General features: G+C 58.6%; 13 protein-coding genes. 6 read left to right on the top strand and 7 right to left on the bottom strand.

From position 1 onward, the window contains the following. Positions 1-74: 74 nt before the first annotated feature. From fdhF to IBX59_RS02845, 4 genes are all read right to left on the bottom strand, one after another. The gene (gene fdhF / locus IBX59_RS02830) at positions 75-2,840 is read right to left on the bottom strand and encodes a formate dehydrogenase subunit alpha (RefSeq protein WP_296372199.1); all 2,766 of its coding nucleotides are present in this window, start codon (positions 2,838-2,840) and stop codon (positions 75-77) included. Between the two features lie 147 nt (positions 2,841-2,987). Beyond that, on the bottom strand, positions 2,988-3,815 hold the full coding sequence (locus IBX59_RS02835; RefSeq protein ID WP_296372200.1) for a PA2778 family cysteine peptidase: 828 nt from the start codon (positions 3,813-3,815) through the stop codon (positions 2,988-2,990). An 8-nt stretch (positions 3,816-3,823) separates the two neighbouring features. Continuing rightward, a complete protein-coding gene (locus IBX59_RS02840; RefSeq protein WP_296372202.1) occupies positions 3,824-4,225 on the bottom strand; it encodes a PA2779 family protein in 402 nt (133 codons plus the stop codon). 150 nt (positions 4,226-4,375) lie between these two features. Further along, positions 4,376-4,663 (bottom strand): YggT family protein, encoded by a 288-nt coding sequence (locus IBX59_RS02845; RefSeq protein WP_296372204.1) that lies wholly within the window; start codon positions 4,661-4,663, stop codon positions 4,376-4,378. Positions 4,664-4,801: 138 nt separating this feature from the next. Between IBX59_RS02845 and IBX59_RS02850 the strand changes: the two genes are divergently transcribed. The 6 genes from IBX59_RS02850 (at position 4,802) to arfB (ending at position 9,989) form a co-directional block, all read left to right on the top strand. Further along, a complete protein-coding gene (locus IBX59_RS02850) occupies positions 4,802-5,350 on the top strand; it encodes an acyl-CoA thioesterase (RefSeq protein ID WP_296372205.1) in 549 nt (182 codons plus the stop codon). A gap of 65 nt (positions 5,351-5,415) precedes the next feature. Beyond that, a complete protein-coding gene (locus IBX59_RS02855) occupies positions 5,416-6,795 on the top strand; it encodes an MFS transporter (RefSeq protein WP_296372206.1) in 1,380 nt (459 codons plus the stop codon). Next, entirely contained in the window at positions 6,777-7,679 is a 903-nt protein-coding gene (gene mepA / locus IBX59_RS02860; protein WP_296372208.1) for a penicillin-insensitive murein endopeptidase, read from the top strand. Before IBX59_RS02855 ends, mepA begins: the two co-directional genes overlap by 19 nt. Next, positions 7,680-8,534, top strand: coding sequence for an esterase-like activity of phytase family protein (locus tag IBX59_RS02865; RefSeq protein WP_296372210.1), 855 nt, complete (start codon positions 7,680-7,682; stop codon positions 8,532-8,534). Positions 8,535-8,606: 72 nt separating this feature from the next. Beyond that, the gene (locus IBX59_RS02870) at positions 8,607-9,236 is read left to right on the top strand and encodes a queuosine precursor transporter (protein WP_296372212.1); all 630 of its coding nucleotides are present in this window, start codon (positions 8,607-8,609) and stop codon (positions 9,234-9,236) included. 339 nt (positions 9,237-9,575) lie between these two features. Then, positions 9,576-9,989 carry an alternative ribosome rescue aminoacyl-tRNA hydrolase ArfB gene (arfB, locus tag IBX59_RS02875; RefSeq protein ID WP_296372349.1) on the top strand — a complete coding sequence of 138 codons (414 nt, stop codon included), beginning with the start codon at positions 9,576-9,578 and terminating at the stop codon, positions 9,987-9,989. A gap of 144 nt (positions 9,990-10,133) precedes the next feature. Here the strand turns inward: arfB and IBX59_RS02880 are convergent, their stop codons facing one another. The 3 genes from IBX59_RS02880 to flgK are packed head-to-tail and all read right to left on the bottom strand — an operon-like array spanning position 10,134 to position 13,686. Next, positions 10,134-11,231: a flagellar basal body P-ring protein FlgI gene (locus IBX59_RS02880; RefSeq protein WP_296372214.1), complete on the bottom strand. Its 1,098-nt coding sequence runs from the start codon at positions 11,229-11,231 to the stop codon at positions 10,134-10,136. Next, on the bottom strand, positions 11,231-12,235 hold the full coding sequence (locus IBX59_RS02885; RefSeq protein ID WP_296372217.1) for a flagellin: 1,005 nt from the start codon (positions 12,233-12,235) through the stop codon (positions 11,231-11,233). The genes IBX59_RS02880 and IBX59_RS02885 overlap by 1 nt, the downstream gene beginning before the upstream one ends. Then, on the bottom strand, positions 12,235-13,686 hold the full coding sequence (gene flgK / locus IBX59_RS02890; protein WP_296372219.1) for a flagellar hook-associated protein FlgK: 1,452 nt from the start codon (positions 13,684-13,686) through the stop codon (positions 12,235-12,237). The genes IBX59_RS02885 and flgK overlap by 1 nt, the downstream gene beginning before the upstream one ends. Positions 13,687-13,696: the final 10 nt, after the last annotated feature.

Genomic DNA, 13,696 nt, shown 5'->3' on the forward strand with positions numbered 1-13,696 from the left:
CGAACGAACAAGCTCACTTGCGTCAGCATTACGCAAATCCGTTCCGCAAATCGACAGCAGCCGTCCCCCTTCCACTACTCCGCCGTGACATCTTCCTCTACCCTCTCCACCCGCACCGCTGCAAACTTGAACTCGGGGATCTTGCCGTAGGGGTCCACTGCCGAATTGGTCAGGATGTTCGCCGCAGCCTCTACATAGGCGAAGGGCAGGAATACCATGTCGGGCGATACGGCGCGGTCGGCGCGGGCCATGACGGTGATGCTGCCGCGCCGTGTGGTCAGGCGCAGCATGCCGCCGGGTTCAACCCCAAGCTGGCGCAGGGTGGCGGGGTGAAGGGAACAGTTCGCCTCTGGCTCTACCGCATCCAGCACCTTTGATCGCCGCGTCATCGACCCGGTGTGCCAGTGTTCCAACTGCCGCCCCGTCGTCAGGATCATCGGATAATCTGCATCGGGGGTTTCATCTGGTGCGATCACGCTGGCGGGCGTAAACCGTGCGCGCCCGTCGGGCCGGGGGAAACCATCGGAAAACACGATGGGCTGGCCCGGGTCAGTCGGCGACAGCGACGGATAGGTCACGGCGCTATCGGTTTCCAGCCGGTCCCACGTGATGTTGTTCAGCGACCGCATGACCTGCGTCATTTCGGCAAACACCTCGCGCGGGTGGGTATAGGGCCAGTCAAGGCCAAGGCGTTTGGCCAGTTCCACGGTGATCCACCAATCCTCGCGCGCGTCACCGGGTGGCGGCACGGCAGGGCGACCCATCTGCACCTGACGGTTGGTGTTGGTCACGGTGCCTGTCTTTTCGGCAAAGGCCGATGCGGGCAGGATCACATCCGCGAAATTCGCGGTTTCGGTGATAAAGATATCCTGCACCACCAGATGATCCAGCTTGGCCAGCGCATCGCGCGCGTGGTCCACATCAGGGTCGGACATGGCGGGGTTTTCGCCCAGAATATACATCCCCTTGATGTCGCCCGCATGAACTGCATCAAGGATTTCCGTCACCGTCAGCCCCTTGTTCGGGTTTACATCGGTGTCGTCCCAGATGCGGCGGAATGCGTTGCGCACGCGCGGGTCGCCGACGGGCTGGTAGTCGGGCAGGAACATCGGGATCAGGCCCGCGTCAGATGCGCCCTGCACGTTGTTTTGCCCGCGCAACGGGTGCAGACCCGCGCCGGGGCGGCCCACCTGCCCTGTCATCAGCGCAAGGCTGATCAGGCAACGCGAATTGTCAGTGCCGTGAATGTGCTGGCTGACCCCCATCCCCCAGAAAATCATTGCCGCCTTGGCACCGGCGAACGTGCGCGCCACGTCGCGCAGGGTATCGGCATCAATCCCGCAAATACCGGCCATCTTTTCGGGCGCGAAATCGGCCAGATGCGCTTTTTCGGCCTCCCAGTTTTCGGTATAGGCAGCGATATATTGCTGGTCATACAGCCCTTCTTCGACGATCACGTGCATGATCGCGTTCAGCATCGACACATCGGCGCCGGGGCGGAATTGCAGCATATGGCTGGCAAAGCGTTTCAGCGCCTGACCGCGCGGGTCCATCACGATCAGCTTGCCACCGCGTTTGGTGAACTGTTTGAAATAGGTCGCGGCGACAGGGTGGTTTTCAATCGGATTGGCCCCGATGACGATGGCCACATCGGCGTTTTCAATTTCGTTGAACGTGGCCGTCACGGCCCCCGATCCCACGTTTTCCATCAATGCCGCCACGGATGACGCGTGGCACAGCCGCGTGCAGTGATCCACATTGTTGTGGCCAAAGCCCTGCCGGATCAGTTTCTGGAACAGATACGCCTCTTCATTTGTGCATTTTGCTGACCCGAAACCGGCGATTTCCTGCCCGCGCCCCTTCATGCCCTTGGCGGCGGCATCCAACGCCTCGTCCCACGTTGCCTCGCGAAAGTGTGTCTGCCAGTTGCCAGGGTCCACGTTCAACCCCTTGGCGGGGGCGTCATCACGGCGAATCAGCGGTTTGGTCAGCCGGTGCGAATGGTGGATATAGTCAAAGCCGAACCGCCCCTTGACGCACAACCGCCCTTCGTTCGCGGGGCCGTTGATACCTTCGACGAACTTAACCTTGTCGTCCTTGATCTTCAGGCTGACCTGACAACCAACACCGCAGAACGGGCAAACCGATTTCACCGCGCGGTCATAATCCGCCGTATCGCCCTGCTGGTTTTCATCCGTCACAGTGGCGGGCAGCAGCGCACCCGTCGGGCAGGCCTGCACACATTCCCCGCAAGCCACGCAGGATGACGCGCCCATCGGATCATCCATGTCGAACACCGGATAGGCATTGTGCCCGCGCCCCGCCATGCCGATCACGTCATTCACTTGCACCTCGCGGCAGGCGCGCACACACAGGCCGCATTGGATGCAGGCATCAAGGTTGACCGACATCGCCACATGGCTGTCATCCAGCAGGGGGATATGATCGGCATCCATCGTGGGAAAACGGCTTTCGTGCACGTCCTGACGTGCGGCCATGTTCCACAGGTGGCTGGATTTGTCATGCGCTGCGGCCTGTTCCGGCTGGTCGGCCACCAGCAGTTCCATCACCATGCGGCGGGCCTGCACCTCGCGCGGTTGGTCGGTGGTGACGACCATGCCTTCGCTGGGCTCGCGGATACAGGATGCGGCCAGCGTGCGTTCGCCCTCGATCGCGACCATACAGGCGCGGCAGTTGCCATCGGACCGGTAACCGGGGCTGGGTTTATGGCACAAATGCGGGATCACCAGACCGCGGCCATGGGCGACCTCCCAGATCGTTTCGCCCGGTCGGGCGGTGACTGTCTGGCCGTCAAGCGTGAATGTGATCGGGTCTGGCATGGGGCATCTCCGCCTTGGTGTTAGACAGACTAGACCACGCGCCCCAAATCACCGAAAGGTCAGGGGCGACCGCGTTAGGCGTTTTTGCGGCAACCCAGATTTCCGATAGGCAACATTGGTTGCGTTTCGCACCGCGCAGGGTGGGTTTTAATCCACCTGACCTGCCAGTTCGCGTTCAACCTGCAACAGGTTCGCGCGCACTTCGGGGATCGTCGGATCCATTGCGCGGGCCTGTCGCAGCGCGCGGCGCGCACCGTGCAGATCGCCCATGCCATAGCGGGCATTTGCCAATCCAAAGGGCCACAGCCAGTTGTCGGGCCAGCGCGCTGCCCCCGTCTGATACAGCATCGCAGCCGCCTGATACTGGCCCACCCGTTCCAAGGCGGCACCAGCGTTCAAGACATCAACTTGCGGCGCGCTGGCAGGAAGGCGATCAGGCGGCAACACAACCAACCCCCAATGATCCCCCCGCCGCCACGTCCGTTCAAAAACGGCAAAGGGCATCACCATCTGATCGCGCTGGCCTGAATTCAGGTAAACCGCATCCTGCACAAAATCATAACCCGTCACGACACCGTAGTGCCAGACCGGCGCGACCCCCAGCCCAAGGTTCTGAAACACAATCACCGGATGACCGGCGGCAACTTCGGACAGAAGCTGATCAAATGTTCCAATCTCGACGGCCAGTTGCCCCTGACGCCGGGCACTGCCGATCATATCCGCCAGATAGGTGCCGCCCGCACCGGGGCTGAAGGCAAGCGCCGCGATCTCGTCTTGGGTCACATTACTGCCGGCCCACTGCATCACCATGGCAAGCGATGCAGGGCCGCAGTAGAACGCGGCTTGCTGGATCAGCGGCACGTCGGGCACCATCGCCCACGTCGGCCTGTCCGCGACACCACGCGCGACCGGGTCAAACGGCGGCGCGCACCCTGCCAGCCAGACACAGACCAACAGACAGGCGGCGCGGCGCAAAATCCGCCTTAGCGGATACAACGGGTAAAGTTATAGATGCGGGTGAAGCACAAAAAGTCCGTCACCAGCAGGATGATGAACACCGTAAACAATGTGCCGACGATGTCTGCCCCGGCCGAGCCATCTTGCATTTGCTGCACCATCGTGGCGACTTCGGCGTCTGATAGGGCGGCAAGACGCTGTTCCGCCTCTGCGGGGTCCACGCCCTGTTCTATCATCGCGGCCTGCACATCGTCGCGTTGCAATTCATTCAACAGAAAACTGCGGTCTGCATGTGTGGCATATTTCGTAATTGCCGCATTGGTGCCAATCATTTCAGCCTGCGCCATTGTCACCGCTTGGGTGGCCAGCACCAATTGCGCCGAAAGAAAAATTGCGGCACCTGTTTTGGTCAGATTCAATAGGCCCATTCGCTTATCCCTCTTGTTTGGCGTGCCCTCAGCAAGGTGCGTGCCTGTCATCAACATTTTATGGTGCAGTTTTGAGGAATTTCAGCCCTTGTGCAACCCTTCGACCGGCCCGCGCCGGTAGGATCAGCGAAAACCCGTTTCCCTCTGCGATCAATAGAACATGGCCGCATTGTTTATCAGCAAAATGCGCAAAATCTCGATCCCGATCAGCGCCACGATGGGCGACAGGTCAATCCCGCCAAGGTCAGGCATGAACCTGCGGATCCGCGAATACAGCGGGTTCAGGATCCGTTCCAGCGTATACCAGACCTGCCCCACGAATTGCTGGCGAATATTCAGCACCTCGAACCGGATCAGCCAGCTCATGATGAAATGCGCAAACACAAAGAACCGGGCGACCCCAAGGATCAACAGCAGGATTTGAAAGATAGATACCATGATTGCGCAGTCCTTTGTTTTTCCCCGCCTGATCTAAGGCTTTGCGCCCAATCCGGCAAGGCCGCAGCTTGCCCCAAGGTTAAAGTTGACCTTGCGCTCGATTTTCTGCACCCCCAAGCTATCGAAAAAGGGGCCGCAATGTATCCGCTGATCCGACTTGCAAAGGAATATCTGCTGCAACGCAAGGCACCTGCGCTGTCCATTCTAGGCACCCATGTGTCGCATCACCGTTGCTGGCCGCAGGATATCGACATTTTCATGGAAATGAACAACGGGCGCATCCTGACCATCCTTGATCTGGGGCGCACGACGCTGGCGTATCGGGTGGGGATGTTGCGCGCCTTGCGGCAAAATGGCTGGGGGTTGACCATGGCGGGCGTTTCCGTGCGCTATCGCAAACGCATTCGCCCCTTTGTCAAATTTCGCACTGTCAGCAAGGCGGTGGGCTGGGATCACCGGTTTTTATATCTGGATCAATCTATCTGGATTGGTGACGACTGCGCAGTGCAGGCGCTGTATCGGTCTGCTGTGACAGACAAAAACGGGATTGTGCCACCGCAGAAAATCGCCGACGCGATGGGGCATCAGGGCGTCAGCCCACCCCTGCCCGCATGGGTGCAGGCGTGGATTGATGCCGATGCAACACGGCCTTGGCCCCCCGTCGATGACGGGTCAACCCAAGGGTAAACCATTGCTTGCCAATCCCCTGCGCGCCGGTGTTCTATCAATGCAATGAACAAAAGGTCGGGCACATGGCAGTCAGCAAAAAACGCATCTGGGGGTGGATGGCCTTTGATTGGGCCTCGCAACCCTATTACACGCTTGGTCTGACCTTTATTTTTGGCCCTTATTTCGCCTCTGTTGCCACAGATTTCTTCATGACGCAGGGCACAGACAGCGGGCAGGCCCGTGCGCAGGCGCAAAGCCTTTGGTCATCGGGGCAGACCATCGCAGGGTTGATCATTGCGTTTTCTGCGCCATTCCTGGGGGCATGGGCCGACAGATCAGGCCGTAAGATTCCGTGGATTGCTTTCTTTTCAATTGTCTATGTCATCGCATCCTGGATGCTGTGGGGGCTGACGCCCGACGGCAGCCGCCTGATCTGGACACTGGTGATTTTCTACATCGGCTTTATCGCAGCCGAATCCGCGCTGAATTTCGTCAACGCGATCCTGCCGTCGCTGGGCAATGATCATGAGATCGGGCGCATTTCGGGGTCAGGTTCTGCATTTGGCTATTGGGGCGGGGTGCTGGCACTGTTTGCAATGCTGCTGTTTCTGGCTGAGAACGATCAGGGCGTCACATTGCTGGGCATTGCGCCGCTGTTCGGGCTGGATCCTGACATGCGCGAAGGCACGCGGTCGGTCGGGCCGTTTATCGCCATCTGGTTTGCCATTTTCATGGTGCCGTTTTTCCTGTTCGTCCGCGATGCCCCCCGCATAAAGGGTGCTGCGATGCGCGGCGGCACGGTATTCAGCGAACTGGTCACGACCTTCAAATCCCTGTTCGTGCGCCGCAGTCTGGGGGCTTTCCTGCTGGCGTCGATGTTTTATCGCGATGCGCTGAACGCGCTTTATGCCTATGGCGGGGTCTATGCGCGGCTGGTGCTGGATTGGAGCATCATCCAGATCGGTGTCTTTGGCATCGTCAGCGCGATCACGGCAGCCATTGCCACGTGGATCGGCGGATTGGCCGACCAACGGATTGGGCCAAAGCCCGTGATCACGACAACGATCATTCTGTTGGTGGTCGTCAGCACCATCATCGTGGGCATGTCGCGCGCCAGCCTGTTCGGTATTCCGCTGGCCGAAGGATCGCTGATCCCCGACATCATCTTTTATGTCTGCGGCGCTGCGATTGGCGGGGCGGGCGGGGCGGTTTATGCTGCATCACGGTCGATGATGGTGCGCCACACCCACCCCGATCGCCCAGCCGAGGCATTCGGCCTGTTCGCCTTGTCCGGCAAGGCAACGGCCTTTCTTGCACCTGCGCTGATCGGCCTTTTCACATGGCTGACCGGCAATGTGCAACTGGGATTCATGCCCGTGATCATCCTTTTCCTGACGGGTCTTTTCCTGTTACGGTGGGTCAACAAGGAAGGAGACCGCGCCCAATGGTCCGCATCATCATAGCCGCATGTCTTGCCCTTGTTCTGGCGGCCTGTCAGGCAGGTAACCCGGAAGAAATATCGCTTTCCACCCAAAGCGCGCAGGATACACGCGTGGCCAAACTGTTGTTCGGGGCCATGCCGCGCGCGTCCAGTCAGCCGCCTGCGCCCTATGGCACATATGCCGGCGGCTGTCAGGCCGGTGCCACAGAACTGGCCGAAACCGGCCCTACATGGCAAGCCATGCGCCTGTCGCGTAACCGCAACTGGGGGCAACCCGAAATGATCCGCTTTATTGAGGATCTGAGCAAATTCGCCACGACCCAACCGGGGTGGGCCGGGCTTTATATCGGCGATATCAGCCAGCCGCGCGGCGGCCCGATGCTGACCGGTCACGCCAGCCACCAGACCGGGCTGGATGCCGATATCTGGATGCTGCCACCCCAACGGTTGAACCTGAGCGTGCAGGAACGTGAAACGATTTCTGCGGTATCCATGCGCCGCAGTGCTGGCGCTTTTACCAACGACCAATGGACCCCGCAGCACCAGGCGATCATCCGCGCCGCCGCATCCGACTCAAGGGTTGCGCGCATCTTTATCTTTCCCGGCGCCAAGGTCGCGATGTGCAACGCCGCAACGGGCGATCGGGCCTGGCTCAGCAAGGTCAGGCCCTGGTGGGGGCATCATTATCATTTCCACGTGCGGCTGACCTGCCCTGACGGGGCTGCAGGCTGTGTAAACCAGCCGCTACCGCCCGATGGTGATGGCTGCGAAGAAGCACGGGGCTGGGTGGACCAGATCCTGAACCCACCGCCGCCAGACCCAAGCGCGCCGCCGCCCACACCGCGCGCTGACCTGACCATGGCGCAACTGCCGGGTCAGTGTCTAAACGTCCTGAACGCCAACTAAGTGCTGCACGTCATCTGGATTTGCGCCCTTGCCTGGGCCATCCCTGCATGGGCAGACGCGGTGCTGGTCGGGCAATACCGCTGGCAAAAAGATGACGACCCCGCCTTTGGTGGATTTTCGGCCATCGAGGTGATCAACGATGGCATGGAATTTGTGGCCATCAGTGACCGGGGCGGTTTCACAAAGGGCCGTTTTGAGCGGGAAAACGGGATCATTACCAACATCGTCGCATCGCCCGTGCAACGCTTGCGCGGCACCGACGGCGCCCCGATCCCTGCCGGCGAAAACGACAGCGAAGGTCTGGCGATCGGCGCGGATGGGCGGGTGTTCATTTCGTTCGAAGGTGTGCATCTGGTGCGTGCGTTTGACGACCTGAGCGCTGCATCGATGCCGCAGCCGCAGCCGCGTGAATTTGCGAATATGCAAATCAATGCATCGCTTGAGGCTCTTGCAATCGGCCCTGACGGCGCGCTTTATACCCTGCCCGAACGGTCGGGGCGGGCGGATCAGCCTTTTCCTGTGTATCGGTTCAAGAACGGGCGCTGGGACCAGCCCTTTGATATTCCCCGGCGCGGAACGTTTCTGGCGGTTGGGGCTGATATCGGCCCGGACGGGCGGTTTTACCTGCTGGAACGCGATTTTTTTGGCATCGGCTTTCGCAGCCGGGTGCGCCGGTTCGACCTGACGGGCGGGTCCGAAGAAAGGCTGCTGCAGACGCGGATCGGCCTGCACGACAATCTGGAAGGGATCAGTGTCTGGCGCGCAGAGGACGGGCTGCGACTGACCCTGATATCGGACGATAATTTCCTGTTTTTCCAGCGGACAGAGATCGTGGAATACCGATTGACGGATTGAGGGGCCGGCGTTACATCACGGCGTCCCCGATCGGGGGCCAAGTGCCGCACCCTTGTCAAAACGGAAAATCATATGACACGTATCCTTCCCGGCGTTCTCGCCATGGCCACCATTGTCGTGGCGTCCAATATCCTTGTGCAATTCCTGATCCTTGATGGTTTCCTGACTTGGGGGGCGTTCACCTATCCGCTGGCCTTTCTGGTCACCGATGTGATGAACCGGATCTACGGAACATCGGCGGCGCGCAAGGTCGTGTTTTCCGGGCTGGTCGTGGGGATCATCTGTTCGCTGATCGGCAGCCAGATCATGCTGGAATTCGGGCCTGCCGTGCCGATCCGGATTGCGATTGCATCGGCAACCGCCTTTGCCGTGGCCCAATTGCTGGATATTGCCGTGTTCAACAGGTTTCGTGGCGGGGTCTGGTGGAAGGCACCGTTGATCAGCACGCTGACGTGTTCGGTTGTAGATACCGCGATTTTCTTTTCCATCGCTTTCGCTGCGTTTTTCAACCCATTCAGCGCGATGGCCGCCGAACAGATCATCTGGGCGCAGGATACGGTGCCATTTCTGGGGGCCGGGGCACTGGTGCCGTTGTGGGTGTCGTTGGCCATAGCCGACTGGGGGGTCAAGGTCGCCGTGGCCCTGATCGCACTGGTGCCATTCCGCCTGATTGTGGGGCAGCGGGCGCAGCCGATCACTTAATTGCTATCCGTGGTATATTTTTACTTGAAATATACCAAATCTGTGCGAATCTAAGCACAGGCAAAACAATTGAAAGGAGGTGATCCAGTGCATCATGAGGTATTGGAGACGTGTGGCGGGACAACTTGGGGGGTGTGCAGCTAAGGCAGCCCTTGGCTGAATTAACCCCAAGGTGGTGATCCTAACCGAACCACCTCCGACATTCAGGAAAGGGCTATCCATATCGGATAGCCCTTTTTGTTTGACGTTGGGGGCTATGACTCGACAGAAGGTGCGCAGAGCCTGAACATCCGCAATGCTGCCAGTGTCGGAGCCTCCGGCGGGAGTTTTTTTACCAAGATGAAGATTAACGACCAGATCACGATTGCCGATTGGGAGCTGACGGAGAGCTTTACCCGCGCGTCCGGCCCCGGTGGGCAGAACGTGAACAAGGTGTCCACAGCGGTCGAGTTACGGTTCGAGGCGGCGCGGTCCCCCCACTTGCCTGATCCGGTAAAGTCACGGCTGCGGCGGCTGGCGGGGCGGCGGTGGACGACGGACGGCGCTGTGGTGATCTTTGTACAAGACACCCGCAGCCAGGCCCGCAACCGCGACATCGCGCGGGAGAGGTTAACGGAGTTGATCCTGAAAGCCTGCGAGCGGCCCAAACGGAGGCTGGCGACGAAACCGACCTATGGGTCGGTCAAGCGGCGGCTAAAGGCGAAAAAGGTGCGCGGGGATGTGAAGGCGTTAAGGGGAAAGATAGAGGAATGACCATGCTGATCTATCAACTGCTTTAGCACCGCGATGACCTGTACCATGCTTACATTAGTATCTTCATTCGAAACTCTCCTGGTTATCAGGAAGAATTCTAATTCTCGACCACTTACTATCGGCGGCTTGACCCAAAAGAGTTATTTAACGAACGATGAATTCAGCATGTAAAGCCCCACTTGCCTTGATGCTTTTTAAGATGTCGATCATATCCTGCGGCGCAACGCCTAATGCATTTAGACCCGCCACCACCTCGCTAAGGGACGTGCCGCCAGACACTTCAGCCAGCCCGATACCGGGTTCATCGATGATTGCGGCCTGCGTGCGCGGCACAACAACCGTTTCCCCCGGAGCAAAGGGATTTGGCTGTACCACCAGTGGCGCCTCTTGAATTCTCAGTGTCAAATTGCCCTGACTTACGGCAACACGACTGATGCGTACGTCCTCCCCCATCACAATAGTGCCAGACCGTTGATCAACGACAACGCGCGCACGACGTTCCGGTTCAACCAAGATATTTTCAATCCGCCCCAATGCATGCGCAGGCGATGACATCTGCGTTGCCATGATATTCAATTCAACCGTTCCCGCATCCAGCATCATGGCGACCGGGCGCGCGAAATCATGGTTGATTGCCTGTTCAATCCGGCCAGCTGTTGTAAAGTCCGGAGTCCGCAGCGCCAACCGCAATGTTGACATGCCGCGAAAGTCGAATTGCACCTCGCGTTCTACGGTCGCGCCGGACGGGATCACACCCGCTGTCGGAACGCCGCGGACAACCGATGCTCCTTCGCCATTGGCGGCCGTACCGCCTGCGATGATCGTCCCCTGCGCCACCGCATAAATATCCCCATCAGCTGCGTTTAATGGCGTCATGATCAGCGTGCCACCCATCAGACTGCTGGAATCACCAATTGCTGAAACCGTGACATCCACAGGGCTTCCTGCGCGTGCGAAAGGAGGAAGGCTGGCCGTCACCAGCACCGCAGCAACATTTTTTGGCCGAAACTGTTCACCAGTGACGTTGACGCCAAGACGTTCCAGGATGCTCGAGAGTATTTCTTCGGTAAACGGCGAATTGCGCAACCCATCCCCCGTACCATTCAAGCCAACGACCAAGCCATAACCAACCAGATCGTTCGTGCGAACACCGTCAAATTCCACAAGATCCTTGATCCGGATGGGTGCGGCCTGGCCGCACAACGGAAACAGAAAGATCAGAACGGCGATAAGGCGTTTCATTATATATACCTTAAAAGACTTAATTGCGACATTCGGGCGGTCACAGTGTAATGCGTCTCGAGTTGCAGCTGCACTGCCTGCAAACGGGAGGCTGTGTCAAAAGGATCCGCTGAAATCAAATCGTTTGCGACAATTTTCAACGCAGCCTGCTGCGCATTCATCTCAACCTCTGCTCGCTGGACCGTTTCTTCGACGAGACCGATACGAGACTGCATCGCAACCAATCCACTTGACGCTGCAAAAAGCCGGGTTGCAGCCTCTTGCAAAAGCTCATATTTTGCTGCGTCGACTAGGGTTGGCACCTCGGAAACCAGCGCGGCAATCGCCGCCGCCTTGAGGGTTTGTTTGACGGCTGGATCATCGGCACGCGCATCCACACGCACTAAAGTATCGTTGTTCAGGCGCTTCTGGATTGGGTCACCGGTATCCCCAAGATAACCAATTGTGGCAAAACCACCTGCTGGATCATCAAACCAATTATCGACAGCAGTCATGATTGCAATCGATGTTGTCGCACCACCCACAAAGACCTGAAGGTTTGCCAACATGTCATCAGCGTCCGCCAAAGGTTGCATGTCAACACTGACCCCACCCATAAGCGCTCGATCCGCCAAACGCGTGTTCAATGCGCTGACCATCGAGGCAAAAGCACCACGCGCAGCGGTGGCTGCTTCGTTGATTTGCGTTGGCTGACTGTCTGGCGTGATCGACAGTAGCTGCCGGCTAGTTTCGGCCCGCACAAGGTCCACCCGTTGAAATATCATTTGCATGTTTGCAAGCATCTGCGAGGTTTCGCGCGCTGATTGCAGATGTCCATCCAGCTGCGCGATGCTGTGCCTGACACCCGAAAACCTTTCCGTTCGTCCATTCAAATGGGTGGTCACATCCTCTACCCGGCCGCTGGACATGCGCTGGGTTAATCGGGACAGTTCCGATTTTATTGTACCGCCATTGCGCATCGCAGAGAACTGTTGGGCCATATCACCCAGGGAAATAACCGGCATTACGAGATCTCCATCAGGCGTTGCATCATGAATTCGGCAGACTGAATAACTTTGGCATTAGCCGCATAAGCCTGTTCGATCCGAAGCAGCATTTGCAGTTCAACATCAGTATCGACCCCCTGCGAAAGCTCTGCCTCGCGCAAGAAATCCCAGCGTGCTGCCGCAAAGCTTAGGTTCTCTTCTGCAAGAAGGCGGGTGCTTCCCAGATCAGCTGCAAATGCGCCAATACGCCCCGCTGCGGAACGGACCGGCGTCCCGGCCACGTCTGCGCGCACCATAGCAAGACTTGTAACCCAGCGGTTCAATTGTGTCGCGTCACCCACTGGCCCTGGGGTTGGGTTGTTCATCCCATCACGGACCAAACGTAGCGTTCCTCCAGTCGCCGGATCAATGGCCGTGTTGACCTGAATGCGCCCCGCCAAGCCAACCAGATCGGAGAAATCAAGCGATCCACCAAGATCAGTCAACAAGCCCGGATTACCAGCGGTTAAGGTCGGGTCATTTCCAGGGTCTTGAAACCGCGCGATCAGGTCAGCAGCAATTCCATCAAGCCCCATTTGCATGTCAACCAGGGTTTGATCGCGCAAGGCGAAGGCTGCGCCGAGTGTCCCCCCCGAAAGCCGGCCGACCCCGTTCACCGGATCAAGTGGTTGCCCATCAAGCGTGATCCCGGATAACGCACCAGACATCAGCGTCATATCGGCCGTGATCGTCGGAGTTGGTGTAAAGCCGAACTGCATTGGCCGACTTTCCAACAGTAGGACACCATTCGTCGTGCGCAAACCAATTGTGCCGTTCTCACGAACCATTTCACGCACGGGGACGATCTCGGCAATTTGATCGACGACCTGCTGCCGCGCATCAATCAGGGCCGAAGGATCATTGCCAATAGAGCCAACACGCAAGATATCACGGTTCAGGTCGGCAACCTGCGCCAACGCGCGATTAAGCTTTTTGACGTCTTGGTGAATGAGCGCATCCGCCTCTTGGCGCAGTGTCTGGGTTGTCGACGTGTTTTCCCGAAGAGTCATCGCGACATTGCCAAGGCGATCCACAACAGTTGCAAGGCGCAAGTCGGACGCCGGATCGCTGCTGGCGCTGATCAATGCTGATTCGAACGCGGCCAACCGCGACCCCAAGCTTGTAGCATCATCAGGCTGACCCAATGTCTGTTCAAGGCGCGTCAATATTGCAGCACTGCGATCTTCACTCCCCAAGGTCGCACTAGCTTGTCTGCGGTCGGATAACAGACCCGCGTCAACAAAACGGCTGATCGTTTCGAGCCGGACGCCGCCCCCCACCTTGCCAACCTGCGATGCATTGAGTTCAACGGAACGGCGGCCATATCCATCGGTCAAAGCGTTCGACAGGTTTGACGACACGACCTCGGCCATGCGCGCGGTGGCGCTCAGGCCGGAAAGGGCGTTGTTGAGGGCGCTGGAAATACTCATCTGCCAGTTA

Origin of the sequence: Yoonia sp. (assembly GCF_014859355.1) — a bacterium.
Classification (GTDB): domain Bacteria; phylum Pseudomonadota; class Alphaproteobacteria; order Rhodobacterales; family Rhodobacteraceae; genus Yoonia.